The 15,838-nt window shown below is 61.0% G+C and carries 12 protein-coding genes; 8 read left to right on the top strand and 4 right to left on the bottom strand.

The window, feature by feature from the left end; genetic code table 11:
- Positions 1 to 12: 12 nt before the first annotated feature.
- A complete protein-coding gene (locus BMX59_RS25650; protein WP_170856120.1) occupies positions 13 to 1,185 on the top strand; it encodes a hypothetical protein in 1,173 nt (390 codons plus the stop codon).
- A 235-nt stretch (positions 1,186 to 1,420) separates the two neighbouring features.
- Here BMX59_RS25650 and BMX59_RS25645 read toward each other — a convergent pair whose 3' ends face one another.
- The gene (locus BMX59_RS25645; protein WP_093127246.1) at positions 1,421 to 2,041 is read right to left on the bottom strand and encodes a transglycosylase SLT domain-containing protein; all 621 of its coding nucleotides are present in this window, start codon (positions 2,039 to 2,041) and stop codon (positions 1,421 to 1,423) included.
- 119 nt (positions 2,042 to 2,160) lie between these two features.
- Between BMX59_RS25645 and BMX59_RS25640 the strand changes: the two genes are divergently transcribed.
- Together BMX59_RS25640 and BMX59_RS25635 are read left to right on the top strand one after the other, a co-directional pair.
- Positions 2,161 to 3,657 (top strand): PAS domain S-box protein, encoded by a 1,497-nt coding sequence (locus tag BMX59_RS25640; RefSeq protein ID WP_071489649.1) that lies wholly within the window; start codon positions 2,161 to 2,163, stop codon positions 3,655 to 3,657.
- Positions 3,658 to 3,759: 102 nt separating this feature from the next.
- Positions 3,760 to 4,032, top strand: coding sequence for a DUF1652 domain-containing protein (locus BMX59_RS25635; protein WP_071489650.1), 273 nt, complete (start codon positions 3,760 to 3,762; stop codon positions 4,030 to 4,032).
- On the opposite strand, the gene BMX59_RS25630 is transcribed toward BMX59_RS25635, so the two are convergent.
- Positions 3,995 to 5,188 (bottom strand): MFS transporter, encoded by a 1,194-nt coding sequence (locus BMX59_RS25630; protein WP_092249726.1) that lies wholly within the window; start codon positions 5,186 to 5,188, stop codon positions 3,995 to 3,997. The genes BMX59_RS25635 and BMX59_RS25630 overlap by 38 nt on opposite strands.
- Positions 5,189 to 5,265: 77 nt before the next feature.
- Entirely contained in the window at positions 5,266 to 5,574 is a 309-nt protein-coding gene (locus BMX59_RS25625) for an RcnB family protein (RefSeq protein WP_092249723.1), read from the bottom strand.
- Between the two features lie 174 nt (positions 5,575 to 5,748).
- On the opposite strand from BMX59_RS25625, the gene BMX59_RS25620 reads away from it, so the two are divergent.
- The 4 genes from BMX59_RS25620 (at position 5,749) to BMX59_RS25605 (ending at position 13,121) form a co-directional block, all read left to right on the top strand.
- Positions 5,749 to 10,002, top strand: coding sequence for a dermonecrotic toxin domain-containing protein (locus BMX59_RS25620; protein ID WP_093127240.1), 4,254 nt, complete (start codon positions 5,749 to 5,751; stop codon positions 10,000 to 10,002).
- 85 nt (positions 10,003 to 10,087) lie between these two features.
- Positions 10,088 to 10,645 (top strand): helix-turn-helix domain-containing protein, encoded by a 558-nt coding sequence (locus BMX59_RS25615; RefSeq protein WP_093127236.1) that lies wholly within the window; start codon positions 10,088 to 10,090, stop codon positions 10,643 to 10,645.
- Between the two features lie 11 nt (positions 10,646 to 10,656).
- Positions 10,657 to 12,003: a glutamine synthetase family protein gene (locus BMX59_RS25610; protein ID WP_093127232.1), complete on the top strand. Its 1,347-nt coding sequence runs from the start codon at positions 10,657 to 10,659 to the stop codon at positions 12,001 to 12,003.
- Between the two features lie 20 nt (positions 12,004 to 12,023).
- Positions 12,024 to 13,121 carry a DNA alkylation repair protein gene (locus BMX59_RS25605; protein ID WP_093127229.1) on the top strand — a complete coding sequence of 366 codons (1,098 nt, stop codon included), beginning with the start codon at positions 12,024 to 12,026 and terminating at the stop codon, positions 13,119 to 13,121.
- Between the two features lie 37 nt (positions 13,122 to 13,158).
- On the opposite strand, the gene BMX59_RS25600 is transcribed toward BMX59_RS25605, so the two are convergent.
- Positions 13,159 to 14,052, bottom strand: coding sequence for a LysR family transcriptional regulator (locus tag BMX59_RS25600; protein WP_093127226.1), 894 nt, complete (start codon positions 14,050 to 14,052; stop codon positions 13,159 to 13,161).
- Between the two features lie 130 nt (positions 14,053 to 14,182).
- Here BMX59_RS25600 and BMX59_RS25595 point away from each other — a divergent pair, with 130 nt between their 5' ends.
- On the top strand, positions 14,183 to 15,829 hold the full coding sequence (locus tag BMX59_RS25595; protein ID WP_093127223.1) for a GMC family oxidoreductase: 1,647 nt from the start codon (positions 14,183 to 14,185) through the stop codon (positions 15,827 to 15,829).
- The last annotated feature ends 9 nt before the right edge of the window (positions 15,830 to 15,838 follow it).

The following is a 15,838-nucleotide window of genomic DNA, read 5'->3' as shown; positions in this document are numbered from 1 at the left end:
GGAGGGCTCTGTATGAAAACACTCATTACAGAAACGAGGCCCCGCCGGTCCATGGCCGATATAACCGTCCTGATGTTGGGATTAGCCAGCGTGCTATTGATGCTGTGGGTTGCACTTAGCAACCAGTGGTCCTGGCCGGGCTATACCGAGATGATCACAAGCCTGCCCCATCCCGTTGCCTGGCTGCGGTGGATAGTCGGGGATATCAGTGAAGTAGCCTTCTACAAGCACGAACTGGCATCGCTCGGTTTGTTGGGCGGCGCCTACCTTGCATGGTGGGCGAGCAAGCACGGTAAAGCCTGGCAAGGGTTTTCTATTTCCTACGGAACAGGGCTATGGCCTTGGTTGGTGACAAGTTCACTGCTGGGGCTGATGTTGAGCAATCTTCTGTGGGGTTGGAGCGTCACCGCACAAACGTGGCAACCCACGTTTGCGGCATTCGTCTCGTTACCGGCAGCCATGGTGCTGATGTTCGGCGGCGGCTGGAAAGTTGCCGTAAACGGTGCGGTATTCGGCGCATTGCTGGTGACCCCCCTTTGTCTGCTGATCGTGAACTTCGTATGCGTTCCACTGGGTCTTCCAGTGGTGATCGGCAACGTGGTGGGCATGGCACTCGGCAGCGTCATTGCGTTTGTACTTTGTCGCCGAGTGCCGTCGTTGGTGAGTTCTGATTACATAGCCCTCGCCAAACCGGCCCCCGCCCCGCCCCCCACTTATGGTATTGCCTGGAGTCTGCGTCGGGTGCTCGCAGATTTTTCCGAAGCGCCTTTTTTCGGGAACGAACTTGCCAGTCTCGGGTTGCTGGCAGGTGTACTGGTAGCCTATGCGCTGAACCCGATCAGCCCGGCGTATGGATCAGGCCTGGTGTTGCCCCTGATAGCGGCCCAGGCGCTGACATCGGCACTGGGTGTCGCGATCTGGCGAAAACAGTGGAAGAAACGCGGATGGTATCCGACCTACGTTCCACTGGTCTCAGTGGTCCCGGCGGCTGTATTGACCCACGGTGGCAGTTGGACCGTCATCGGTTCAAGTGCACTGCTCGGGGCTTTGATCGCGCCGCCACTGGCCTGTGCAATTGCAGGTCGCTTGCCCGCACACTTTCACCCGTACATTGGCAATGTCACCTCAATGGCGTTGAGTACGCTGATGATAGTGCCTTTGGTGGGTTGGTTGATTCAGATGTAGCTCATCCCCACGCTGTGCTCTTCACGATACCCTCCCAATAGGGCGGTCACTGCCACTGTGGCGAGCGGGCTTGCCCCGCGTTGGGCTGCGAAGCGGCCCCAAAACCAGCGGCCGAGGAGTGCCTGATTCACCGCATTCCTTCCTCCAGGGTCGCTTCGCGACCCAACGCGGGGCAAGCCCGCTCGCCACAGGGTACTTACCGCCTGTGACCTTAAGACCTTGAAAGGGCTGCCCCTTAAAACCAATGCCAGAACCGACTCCAGAACCCCCGCCCCAAGTCATCCTTGCACCGCGCATATTGCGCCGCATACATCTGCGACCGCGCCTGTACCTTGCTGGCTACCGTTGGCAGCCAGGCCTTGGCGGCGTAGGTGCGCTGGCGATAGCCGCCCCAGCCTTCGTGGTAGTTCAGGTACTGGCCGTAGGCGTCGTATTTGTAGACGCCGTTGATGGTGTAGGTCTTGTCCATGTACCAGCCGACAAAGTCGATGGCGTCGTCGAAGTCCTGGCGGCTGGCGCCGCTGCGGCCGGTGCTCTTGCGGTAGTCGTTCCACACCTCGTCCTTGGCCTGGGCGTAGCCGGCGGCGGTGGAGACGCGGCCCCAGGGAATGATCCACAGCAGGTATTTACGCGGGGCCAAGGCGTCCTGATGGAAGCCGGACTCCTGATACATGATCGCGAACGGCACCTGGATCGGTACGCCCCAGCGTTTTTGCGTGACTTTGGCAGCGTCGTACCAGTCGTCTTTTTCGCGGAAGATGCCGCACAGATCATTTGGCGTACGTGGCGGCGAGGTGCCGCACGCCGTCAGCAGTGAGGTGAGTAACAACAGTCCGACGGCTTTGCCTGCGCTCAAAATGCACCTGTGCCTGATACGTATGAAACGGGCATTTTACGCAGGTCTGCGCCTGGTGCACCTGCACTATCCTGAGCCCTAGGTGTCGTAATTCCATGCGCCCACTCTCAGGAAGACCTATGACCCAGGATGTGCTTGCCAAGGAAACCAACCGCCGCCAGTTGCAGCAGATCATCTCCGGCCTGTCCGACGGGGTGATTCTGGCCGAGGTCGACCAGACCATCCTGTGGGCCAATGAGGCCGCGCTGACCATGCATGGCGTGGGTGACGTGATGGGGCTGGGGGCCAACGGGCAGCAATACGCCGAACGCTTTGCCCTGCGCTACCGCAACAACCACCCGGTGCAGGCAGACAACTACCCGCTGGCCCGGGCCGCGGCGGGCGATGAGTTCAGCGACGTGGTGGTGGAAGTCACGCCCACCGCCGACGAAGAAAAAACCTGGGTGCACCGCCTGCGCAGCCTGGTGATCACCGACTCCCACGGTGAACCGGAACTGCTGGTGCTGATCCTCAGCGACGCCACCGAGTGGGCCAGCGCCGAGCAGCGCTTCGAAAAAACCTTCAATGCCAACCCGGCGCCGGCGGTGATCTGTCGCCTCAGCGACCTGCGCTATATCAAGGTCAACCAGGGTTTCCTGGAGATGACCGGCTACAACCGCGACCAGGTCATCGGCAAATCGGTGTATGAACTGGATGTACTGGAACAGGCCGAACGCAAGGACCTGGCCATCCAGCGCCTGGGCGAAGGCGCGACCATCCCGCAGATGCAGGCGGAGCTACGGCTGCCCGGAGGCGGCAGCAAGCTGGTAATCGTTGCTGGCCAGCCATTGGACATGAACGAAGAGGACTGCATGCTGTTTTCCTTCATGGACCTGGAGCCACGGCGCAAAGCGGAAATTGCCCTGCGTCAGAGTGAGGAGCGCTTCGCCAAATCCTTCCGCCTGACTCCGGTGCCGACCCTGGTGTGCAGCGCCGGTAACCGCCAGGTGGTGGATATCAACGAAGCCTTCATGAGCATCACCGGCTACATCAGTGAAGAGCTGATCGGCAAATCGATCGAGGACATCGACTTTATCGACAGCCCCCAGGCTGCCGCACAGTTGTTCGCCAGCCTGGAAAAAGCCGGCAACCTCGACGGCCAGGACCTCAAGGTGCGCAAGAAAGGCAACGAGGTGATCGACTGCGTGGTCTCCGCCGACACCGTGATCATCCAGGACGTGCCCTGCTACCTGATGGTGATGATGAACATCACCGAACGCAAACGCTCGGAGCTGGAGCTGGTGGCGGCCATCGAGGAAGTGATGCAGGACGCCTCGTGGTTCAGCCAGACGTTGATCGAAAAACTGGCCAACGCCAAGAGCGTCAACAGCGCCAGCCAAACGAACGTGGCCTTTACCGACCTTACCGCCCGCGAGCGCGATGTACTGGGCCTGATCTGTGAGGGGCTGGCCGACAAGGAGATCGCCTCGCGCCTGAAACTGGCGCCCAACACCGTGCGTAATCATGTGGCCACGGTGTACTCCAAACTGGGGGTGCACAGCCGCAGCGCTGCCATCGTCTGGGCCCGTGAACGCGGGCTGTTCGCCGGGGAATTGCGGGTCAAAAACAAGCCGTGACAGTGCAAATGCACTAGTGCACCTAGTGCGAATTCGCCTTATTGCGGCGACGGCTAGTCAATAACCTTCAAGGTATCAAACTGAATGCCTGAAGGAACCCGCATGTTTACCCTCTCTCAACTGCGAAACTGCATCGAAGAAGGCCTGTCGCCGCTGACGTGCGAGTTCACCCTGTGCCGGGATGCGTCCCTGACCCTCAAGGTCTATGACGCCGAAACCGGCCGGGTCGACCTGGTCGTCACCGGGATCAGCACCAACCGCCTGCAGACCCCGCAAGAAGTGGAAAAGATGGTGGAAGAGCTGCGTTACGAACTGCAGAGCAACACCATGGGCAAGCTCACGCTGGATGACTTGCCTTCAACGACGCCCCAATAAAGTAGAACACCCCGCCCCCGACGATAAACGCTCCCAGCATCCAGAACATGTAATGGGCCGGCAGGCTGGCCAGCACCAGCCCGCACAACACCGGCCCCAGCGCGGCGCCCAGGTTGGACAGGTTCTGTGCCCCGTAGTACATGCCGCGCAAGTGGTCCGGAGCGATCCGGTCGATGAACATGTACTCGGCCGGGAACACAATGATCTCCCCCACGGTGAACACCGCCATCGCCAGCACCCACCACAGTACGCTGGTGGACAGCGCAAACCCGATGATCCCCAGCATGAACATGCCCAGGCCCGCGACCAGCCACTGGCCGAGGTAACGGTGCGATATACGCCGCCCGATCAGGTATTGCAGGGCAATCACCAACACCGCGTTGGTGGTCAGCACGGCGCTGACCACGGTGTAGGTGTATTCGGCGGTGGTGGTGGTCACCAGGTATTGCGACAGCCACGCGGTGAACTGGCCGAACACCACGGCACTGAGTACACCGCCGAGGGTGAAGCACACGAGACGATGATCCCTTAAAAGTACTCGCCCGACGGCAAGGAATGGCACCGGCTTTTGCGTGGCGTCAACGGTGGCCAGGGTACGGTCGCCCCAGCGCCAATACAGCAGGAAAAACCCTACCCCCAACAGCGCCGAAAGGATAAACGGCACGCTGATATCCAGCTTGGCCAGCACCGCCCCGAAAGCGGGCCCAACCGCATAACCGATGTTGGTCAGGGTGTACTTGATGGAAAACACTTCGCTGCGGGCGTCTTCGGGCAACAGGCTGGCAAAACCGGCCTTGACCGCGATATCGATCACCGCATAAGCCAGGTTGATCAGGATCAGGCAGCTGTAGAACGCCCAGATGTTCTGGGCCAGAACAGTACCGACAAAGCCCAGCACAAATAGCACGCTGAAGGTCAGCAACAACCGATAACTGTTGATACGGTCGACCAGGAAACCGCCATACACACTGAGCAGCGAGCCGACGATCAACGAACTGCCGATCACCAGGCCAACCTGGGTGATGTCGAGGGAAAAATGGTGGGTGAGGTAGATCACCAGGTAGGGAAACGTGATTGCCTTGGCCAGCGTGAGCAGCAATGTGGCGGACAGCAACAGGTTAACAGTGCGGGGGTAGTTTCTTATTGTCGCAAGCATCCTGCTCTCTTTCCTTGAAGGTAACACGGCCGTTTCAGCCGGCTACCTTAACTCAGGAACAGGGCACAAATGCAAGGTCATTTCTTGACAGGGGTGATCTCGAGAATGGTGCCGTTGGTGGTTTTGAGCAGCACGAACTTATCGCCTACCCGCGCCCACTGGCTGTCTTCTTCAGGCTGTTTGAGACCGCGCTTTTTCCAGTCGCTGACGGCCGACTCCTTGCGCATCAGGATATCCGGGGCACGGTCACCTTCTTTCAAGTCACGGGTATTGATGTTCGAAGGTTGTACGGTTTCCTGTGGGGTGTCACCGGCCTGCACGATAAAGCTGGCGGTGGACAGGCTGGTGGCGACCAGCAGGCAGGCAGCGAGGGATCTGGATTTCATGGGTGCTCCTTCAATGATGGGGGCTTACCAGGCTGGGACCGCTGCGCCACGCAAACATTCCGTCGCCGCGACAGACGCCTCCCAGGTGCCGCCTTGACGTGTTACCTGAGTAGCGCACGGCGTGCCCGCGCCAGCACCACCATGGCCGCTCACCTTTCTTTGCAGGTAATTGCCATGGGATACAGCAACGCCCTATCCAGCCCGATGCTCACCACTTTGCACACACGCGACAGCCGCCGGGAAACGCGCCTGACCGAAAAAATCCAGACGCTGAATGCCCAAATCAACGAGCAGTTCCAACGACAACCCACCTTCCGCAGCTTTGTGCAGGACGCGTTCAATCAATCGTTCAACACACTGGCCACGCCCCTCGACCTGACCAAGACATTTCTCAGGATCGACCCCGCGCCCACAGCTCATGGAGCAAACACGACCACCACCGCACGGCAGGACGCATCCACCCCGTTACTACCCACCCTCCTGGATGCGGTCGTGGAACGCCTGGTAACCCGAAAGTCCGCCCACTATGCCGGGCAACCGACCCATTTCCACCTGACCAGCGACGGCCGTGACGACGGTGCCGTACAGGGTCTTACCCCGCAAGCATTCGACCGTTTTCTCGACACCTTCACCAGCACCCTGGCCGTGGGCTTCAAGACCTATGTGGAGCACTTCTGGAACGCCCCCATCGGCCCCCACGATACGCAGACCTGCAAGCAATGGCTGGCCGAGAAACGCCTGGACGTAATGAGGGCCGAAGCGGAACTGTTGAAGCTTGATGGCGTGCTCGATGTAGCGAGCGAGTTGCTGCTCCTGCGCGTCATGGGCTACCCGGATGCCGCATCCCGTCGTGCCTTGAACGGCTATCGTCCCTGTGCCTACGGGCTGGCGGTCAAGGACAAATTGTCCCGGGATATCCCGCTGTATGGCGCATTCGTGCTCACGGCCCGTGACCAGGACGATGACCAGGTACACCGCGCGGGTGAGGAGCCGCCACCGCAGGTGCGTGACATCACACCCCAGGCCAATGTCGGCAGCGTCTTGCTGTTTCTGCCGAACAGCGGCTTCGAAGCCTTCGATTCGCTGGCAAGCCTCGATCGCGAATTGCATCGTCGACTCAACGACCCCCAAGCGTTCACCGATATTCTGGGCCTGATGGGCGAAAACGACCGGGCGAGCGGCCTGGCGTTTCATCAACAACAGATCGCCAGCGGTCAATTTCGCTACATCGAGCGGCTGGAATCGATCTTCCTCTATAGCCAGGACTCACTGCATGAACGGACGCAAGCGGACTTCACCTGGATGGTCACTCACTACCAGCGTCAGGCCGCAACGCTGGATGCCTGGCTCTTGCCGGCAAGTCTCGACAGGGTGACCGATTTCACCCGCGCATTCGACGTCGGTGGGGTATTGATAGCCCGGCACACCAAGAAACTGCGGCGCCAACTCCAGCAGTTTCTCAAGGAAGCAAGCCGTGACGACCAGCAGACCTGGGCGCATGCGGTGAAGGACTACACCGATGAATTACAAGGCCTGACCGTGTCGGAAGGGCTGCCTTCGTTGTCCCAATTCAGTGATCCCTCCGTATTGCTGTCCTACAGCAATGAACAACTGCGCCAGCGACTTATCGACGACCACAGCCTGGCGGTCGACCCCGACACCCTCATCATCCACACCAAAACCTATGCGCTTCGGCCTACCGGCAGTTATGTGCCCGGCGGCAAGCCGCATCCATCTGAGCCAGGCACGCCGGTCTACACGCAGCGCGCACTCAGCCTGACGGAGTTGGCGCTTGAAAACGTCGAATGGCTGGATCTCAACTTCACCCACTTTTCGCGGCTGACGGACACCGAACAGAAACCTTACTCCGCCTTGACGATGCAGCAAATCAAAGACCTGGTGCGCAGCGTCAACATTGGCAACAGCTACGAGCAATTCCTGAAAAAGCGCCTGATCAGTTCCGACGAAGCGCAAGCCGAGCAAGATCGTTACGTCCGGTGCATGGCCCTGCAACTGCGGGTGGACGCCATCGAAGCGAAAATCGCCGGTGACTTCCTGCCGGACCGCCTGGACCGCGGCTACAAGTGGGTGATGAGCGCCCTCGCCGGGCCTGTCGATGACGACAAGCGCCCTACCGTCGAAGAACACCGGATCATGGTCAGCCGCCTGAAGCTGCGCGGTGAACGCGTTCGTGGCGTCCTGGTGTTTTCCACTGCGACGCAGAGTGTCGCGTCACTAGTGGTGTATACCCCTGGTGCCGCCAATGGGCGGTTGTTTCACGAGTACGCCGACGCATCGGCCATGCACCGCGACTTCATCAATCATGCGGCGTGGCGTGACTACTTGACCGCCCGCGTAGAACTCAGCGCACGCCCGCGTATCCAGCGCCTGCTCAAAGGCGGCGCCAACGAGACAGTGATCGCCTTGAGCCGCATCGCCGATCATTTTCTTGAAGAGGCCTACCAGGCAGAAGCGTCGGCGGTGATCAATGACGCGAATGCACAGTCGACCAGCACCCAGGAGGCCAATCTCGAGAGCGCGACGACCGTCCTCACCGCGGCCCTGGACTTCGCGACCCTGTTTTTCCCGGTGAAGGTGATGTTGCCTATCGGTCTGTCCAGAAGTCTGCTGTCGATCATCAATGCCGTGGAAGCCGCACAGCTCGGCGACCGTGCGGCCGCCGCTGGGTACGTCGTGCGTGCCTTGGGTGAGATGGTCGGGGCCGTGCTGGATGGCGTCATGGGGGCTGCACGCGTCACGCCCACAGGTACTGCCATAGGCCGCGGCCGTGCGATCAACCCAATGCTGGCATTAAGGAAGAAGCCGGAAGGCATCTCCCCCCTGGCGGGCTGGGCGGGTCAGCAGATTTACGTGCAAGACACTGTGACGCCGGGCACCTATGAGGCGCCCCGGCATTTTCTGCTGGAGAACAAGCGTTGGTATTCGATCCGCCGGGATAACGACGCGCAAGTCTGGCGGCTGAGGGACCCACGGCGGGCGCCCAGCGCTTACAAAGGCGACCCGCTTTTCCGCACCGCACAAGGTGTGTGGGAAATACGCTCTCCGTACCTGGGCTTGCGCGGTGGAAACTCTTACCCGACCCAGCCCGAAAGAGCCTTGATAGACCTCTTCCCGCATTTGGATCAGCAGCAGGCCCGACGGGTATTCGAGTCATTCGATTTTCCCGTGAACCGCGTGCTGGAACATCAAATGCAAACGGTGCTGCACCTCAGGCTGGCGCCAGACCAGCTCGATACAAGCTTCACCTACCTGCGCATTTCCCAGGAGCGCTTCTGGGCACGTTTGAGAGGCACAGACCTGCCGGGCTCACACGCGGCCGGCACAATCGACCCCGCGCCCGGCCCGCACCGGCCGCCCGCGCCGCCCACGGTCACCCAACGCCCGGCCGCCGAGCGCTTCCTGGAGTGGGGGCAAGCCTTTGAACACCAGGCAATGACCGCCGTACCGGGACGCCCGGGCATCTGGCGGCGGAGCAACGCCACCCCCAGCCACGCGTTACGGGACTACATCAAGATCGGCGAGCATTACTACGCGATTCTGCCCGGCGATACCGTCGTCGCCGTACAAGGCGCCAAGACCGTCATTACACCGACAAACCGACCGCACTCGACGTTCGCGCAGTTCGAAGATGTCCTCGCGAATGCCAACCTGGAACAACCCAGAATCGTGGAATACAACGCTCAACTGGATAACTGGCTCGTGGTCCCCCAAGTGCCCTTTCCCCGTCCCCTTACCCGGCATATGAGCCAGATGTTCCCTCTTTTCACCCCGCACACGCTGGGGCAACTGAGCCAGCGCCTGTTCGACCGGGCCAACCCATTGGGGTTGAACGCGAATGGCTTCGCTCACTTGATCAAGAACGTGCATGACTGGAGGGCCTGGACGAAGGGCGTTGGTGCGGCACTGACTGAGCAAAGCGCGGTGTTGGCGAGCGACCCGCTGGCGCTGATGCCCACGTTGTCCAGGGGACTGAGCCCGTTCGAATGGTCATTGGACGTTTCCAATCAATTCGAACTGATACGGTTCAACACCGAGGGCCTGCGACCCACCTTGATGGCCAACCTGCTGGAACGCACTACCAACACCAACACCAAGATGCTGATGAAAGAGCTGCTGGTGGGCAGTCACTATGAAGTCTTCGACTCTGCGTTCAACACCGAGCTGGTCTTCCGTCGACCCGGCCAACCGACCGTGTATTGGATGACGCTGCGCAACACGGACGCCCGGGTCCTTTCATCGCGCAAATACAACCCTGAGGTTCCCACTTCCGCCAACCTGCGCAAACAGCAGGCGCCGATGAGCGATATGCTTGTCCAGGCACGCAACACAGGCAACCTGCAGCTGCTGATCGGTGGTGTGCAACGCAGCGGCCAGGCGCAGGTATCACCTTTCATCTTCCGACCCTGAGCACCGCGAGTGGATGGAGACAAAGCGGCTTGTCTGCGTGAAATAATTCCTGTAATTTTTCATGAAATTATTTGAAATTAATTTCATGACGCCTCAAGAAGAACTTGCAACCCTTGCCGCGCTGATCCATGACCTGCGCAAGCACAAGAAGCTCACCCTCGCCCAACTCGCACAGAAAATCGAGCGTTCGGTGGGCTTCCTGTCCCAGGTCGAGCGCGGCCTGTCACGCCCGACCGTGGCCGACTTGACCGCCATCAGCCACGCCCTCGGGGTACCTACCACGTACTTCTACAGCCAGCCCAGACCCAAGGCCGTGGACTGGATCACCCGCCCGAACGAGCGGCGCACGGTGTATTACGCTAACGGCATCACCGACATCCTCGTTTCGCCAAGCATGAACGGCGCCTTCTCGATGCTCGACAGCCTGCTGGCCCCCGGTGCCAACAGCGGTGAACAGACCATGAGCGACCGCGCCGAACAAGCCGGGTTTGTGCTGGAGGGCGAGTTGACGTTGTGGGTGGAAGGTGAAGCCGGCTCAGTCACCCTCGGTCCTGGCGACAGCTTTCACCTGGCCAGCTTCGCTCACTGCCGTTACGCCAACCTCACCGATCTGCCCGCCCGCGTGTTGTGGGTTTACAACTAGGAGCAACACCCGTGAAAAGCCATGCCACCACGTTACTGGCCGAAGTACGGACCTTTCGCCAGAACTATCCGGACGTGCGTTATGTCGACCTGATCGCCCTGGACATTCCCGGGCACTTCTACGGCAAGCGCTACCCTATCGAGATGCTGGAGAAAGTCGCCGCCGGCAGCCCGTTGAAGCTGCCACAGAACGCCGTGTTGCTGGGGGTTCAGGGCGGATTGTTCAAGATTGGCGACTACTGCTTCAACGACGGCGACCCGGATGCCAACCGCCGCCTGGTGCCGGGCACGCTCAAGCCGGTGAGCTGGGAGTCGCAGCCGCTGGGCCAGATGCTGATCACCTCGGACGGCACCGAGGCGCCCATCGAGTTCGAACCGCGCGAAGTGCTGGCCAAGGTGCTGGAACGCCTGCAACACAAGGGCATTCACCCGGTGGTGGCGTTTGAACTGGAGTTCTACCTGTTCGACAAGAAACTCGACAACGGCCTGCCGCAATTTGCCCGCGACCCGCTGAGCAATGATGCCGACGACCAGCCCAACCTGCATATCGAACGGCTGTCGCGCTTCAGCGAAGTGCTGGATGACATGGCGCAAACCGCCAGGGACCAGGGCATCGATATCACGGTGATCACCGCCGAGATCGGCCCCGGCCAGTTCGAAATCAACTTCGGCCACCTCGACGATGGGATGCGCGCTGCCGACTGGGCCGCCCTGTTCTGCCGCAGTACCCGTGGCGTGGCATTGAAACACGGCTACCGCGCCAGCTTCATGGCCAAGCCCTACCTGCAATTCCCCGGCAGTGGCATGCACGTGCATGTCAGCCTCTATGATGGCGCGGGTAACAATTTGCTGGCGGCACACCAGCAGCAACCACTGCGTCATGCCGTGGCCGGCTGCCTGGAATTGCTGCCGCACTGCATGCCGATCTTCTCACCCAACCACAATGCCTTCCGCCGCCTGGGCGGTACGGTCAACGCCGCCACCCGCGCCAGCTGGGGCTTTGAAGACCGCGACGCGTGCGTGCGCATCCCCGAATCCGACCCGCGCAACCTGCGTATCGAACATCGCCTGGCCAGTGCCGACGCCAACCCGTACCTGGTGCTGGCGGCGATCCTGGTCGGCCTGGAACACGGTCTTGAAGCCAGGCGCGAACCCATCGCCCCGCTGAATGAAGACCGCAGCAGCGGCAGCGACTTCCCCCTGGAAATGCTCGACGCCGTGCGTGCCATGCAGCATCACGCGGTATTGCGCGATAAGCTGGGCGCCGAATTTGTCGACGTGTACTGCGAAAACAAGCGTCAGGACCACTTGGCCTTCCAGCAAGAGATCCATGCGCGGGAATATCGCTGGTTTCTTTAATATCACTCACGGAATCATCGATGACCGACCAAAGCGCCCCGGCCCTCAAGGAAATCTTCAACGTCGAACGCCTGCAACACATCGCCAGCGAGATGACGGCGGTGTACCCGGCGTTCGACGCCAAGGGGTTCCTCAAGCACGCCAAGGCCGGGCTGGCCAAATTGTCGGTGATGCAGCGCATGGCGCGGGTCAGCGAGAGCCTGCATGCGGTGATCCCGCTGGATTACCCGCAAACGCTGAAGCTGCTCTACGCCCTGGCCCCGCGCCTGAACAGTTCGTTTGTCAGCCTGTTCCTGCCGCACTTCGTGGCGAGCTACGGGCGGGATGATTTCAAGCGTTCAATGGCCGCGCTCAAGTACTTCACGACGTTTGGCTCCGCCGAATTCGCGATCCGCCATTTTCTACTGCACGACTTCCCGCGCACGTTGGCGGTGATGCACGAATGGTCGCTGGATACCAACGAACACGTGCGCCGCCTGGCCAGCGAAGGTTCGCGGCCGCGCTTGCCCTGGTCGTTCCGCCTGGCCGAAGTACAGGCCAACCCCGAACTGTGTGCGTCGATCCTCGACAACCTCAAGGCAGACACCAGCCTGTACGTGCGCAAGTCGGTGGCCAACCACCTCAACGACATCACCAAGGACCACCCGGAGTGGGTGCTCAGCCTGATCGAAGGTTGGAATCTGGATAACCCTCACACCGCCTGGATCGCCCGCCACGCGCTGCGCAGCCTGATCAAGCAAGGCAACACGCGTGCGCTGACGATCATGGGGGCCGGGGCCAGGGCCGACGTGAAGATCCACCATCTGCAAGTGACGCCGGCGGTGATCAACCTGGGAGAGCGGATCAATCTGTCCTTCACCCTGGAATCCACCGCCACAGCCCCACAGAAGCTGGTGGTGGACTACGCCATCGACTATGTGAAAAGCGCCGGCCACAGTGCAAACAAGGTATTCAAACTCAAGGCGTTCAGCCTGGGTGCCGGGGAACAGCAGCACATTCGGCGCGAACAGCACATTCGCGACATGACCACCCGCAAGCATTACCCTGGGCGGCATGTGGTGCATGTGTGGGTGAATGGGGAAAGGCTGGGCAGTGCCGAGTTTGAGTTGCGTGCCTGACGGGGTTCAATGACTCCACGGTATCGATCCGGTTTCTTCAGTTGGCTTCGCCCAGCAACAAGCCTTGCTCACGCGCGCACAACTCCACCACGTAATCCCACAACACCCGCAGCCGCACTGACTTGTGCAATTCCCGGCGCGAGCTGATCCAGTAGCTGCGCTGGATCCCCTCCCCCGGCAGCAACGGCACCAGGTCCGGGTCGCCGGCGGCCATGAAGCACGGTAATACCGCAATCCCCAAACCGGAGCGCGCCGCCTGATGCTGGGCGATCACGCTGGTGCTGTGGAACACCACCTTGGGGTTGCGGCAGAAGCTGCTGAGGAATTTGAGTTCCTGGCTGAACAGCAGGTCGTCGACATAATCGATCCAGGCGTGTGCCGCAAGGTCTTCGCGCTTTTCAATCGGCGGGTTGCGCGCCAGGTAGGCGCGGCTGGCATAGAGGGCCAGGCGGTAGTCGGTAAGTTTGCGCGTGACCAGTTGATCGACGCTCGGCCGCTCGAGGTGGATGCTGATTTCCGCTTCGCGGTTGAGGATGCTGACAAAGCGCGGCACCGCCACCAGCTCCACTTCCAACCCGGGGTAGCGCTCGAACAGCCCGCCCATGCGGCTGGCCAGGAACATCACGCCCAGGCCTTCGGCCACACCCAGGCGGATCTTGCCCAGGGGCGCGGCAGCATGAGTCAGCTCGTCTTCGGCCAGCAGTGCGACGTTTTCCATGGCCTCGGCATGTTTTAGCAGGGCCTCGCCGGCGGGGGTCAGTTCGTAGCCCTGGGCATGCTGCACGAATAGCGCGGTGCCGAGACTTTTCTCGATCGCCTCGATATGCCGGGCCACAGTGGCGTGGGTGGTTTTCAGGCGTTGCGCGGCGGTGAGCAAGCGACCGCTGCGCTGCAACTCGAGAAAGTACCGCAGGTCATTCCAGTCGAACATGACGCCTCCATTGCCTATCCCTGGGCTACGCTGTTTAAAAACGCACAGCAGCTGGGTAAAAACTAACATTTTTAAGACGAAAACTAACAACTAGGATGGGGCCAATAAGAAAAACAAGCGAGACCTTCAGATGCCCATTGCAACTGCTGAATACGATTACATCGTCGTAGGCGCCGGCCCAGCGGGCTGCCTGCTGGCCAATCGACTGTCCGCCAACCCCGCCCACCGCGTGCTGCTGCTCGAAGCCGGTGGCCGCGACAATTACCCCTGGATCCATATCCCCGTCGGCTACCTGTTCTGCATCGGCAACCCACGCACCGACTGGTGCTTCAAGACCGAAGCCCAGGAAGGCCTGCAAGGCCGTGCGCTGAGTTATCCACGGGGCAAGGTGCTGGGCGGCTGCTCCTCCATCAACGGCATGATCTACATGCGTGGCCAGGCCCAGGACTACGACGGCTGGGCGGCCGCAGGTAATGAAGGTTGGGCGTGGAAGGACGTGCTGCCGCTGTTCAAGCAGAGCGAAAACCACTTTGCCGGCGGCTCGGAATTTCACAGCGACGGCGGTGAATGGCGGGTCGAGCAGCAGCGTCTGCACTGGCCGATCCTCGATGCATTCCGCGATGCGGCGGCGCAGAGCGGCATCGCCAACATCAACGATTTCAACCAGGGCGATAACGAAGGCTGCGGCTACTTCCAGGTCAACCAGAAGGCTGGCGTTCGCTGGAATGCGGCCAAGGCGTTTCTCAAGCCGGTACGCCAGCGCCCCAACCTCACCGTGCTGACCGAAGTGGAAGTGGACCGCGTGCTCCTGGAAAACGGCCGTGCCTGCCAAGTGGTCGGGCGTCAACAGGGCCAACAAGTGAGCTGGAAAGCGCGCCAGGAGATTGTGCTATGCGCCGGCTCCGTCGGTTCGCCGGGCATCCTGCAACGCTCGGGAATTGGCCCGTCGAATGTGCTCAAACCGTTGGGCATCAATGTACTGCATGAACTGCCCGGCGTCGGCGGCAACCTCCAGGACCACCTGCAACTGCGGCTGATCTACAAACTGGAAAACGCCCGCACCCTCAACCAGATCGCCGGCACCCTGTGGGGCAAGATGGGCATGGGCCTGCGCTACCTCTACGACCGCAGCGGCCCGCTGTCGATGGCGCCCAGTCAACTGGGTGCGTTTGCGCGCTCGGGTCCGGAACAGACCTCGGCCAACCTGGAATACCACGTGCAGCCGCTTTCTCTGGAGCGTTTCGGCGAACCGTTGCACGGGTTCCCGGCGTTTACCGCTTCGGTCTGCGACTTGCGTCCGCAGAGCCGGGGCCGTATCGACATCCGCTCGGCCAACCCGGCGGACGCACCGCTGATCCGCCCCAACTACCTCAGCCATCCGGAAGACCTGCGCGTGGCCGCCGATGCGATCCGCCTGACGCGCCGCATCGTCGCCGCACCGGCCCTGAGCCAGTTCAAGCCGGTGGAGTATCTGCCGGGCGATTCGCTGCAGACCGAAGCGCAATTGCACGAAGCCGCCGCACGCATCGGAACGACGATCTTCCACCCGGTCGGCACCTGCCGCATGGGCAACGATAAAGACGCAGTGGTCGACGCCCAACTGCGGGTGCACGGCGTGCCCGGCTTGCGCATCGCCGACGCTTCGATCATGCCGCGCATCACCTCTGGCAATACCTGTTCACCCACGCTGATGATCGCGGAGAAGGCCGCGCAGCTGATCCTTTCGCCGAATACAAGGAGTCTCGCCCCGGAGAAAGAACTGGTTCATGCAATCTGAATAGCGGCG

Source organism: Pseudomonas sp. NFR09 (assembly GCF_900111535.1).
In the GTDB taxonomy this organism is placed as follows: Bacteria; Pseudomonadota; Gammaproteobacteria; order Pseudomonadales; family Pseudomonadaceae; genus Aquipseudomonas; species Aquipseudomonas extremorientalis.
The sequence above is the reverse complement of the archived record's forward strand: the minus strand, read 5'-3'. Positions and strand labels throughout refer to the sequence as shown.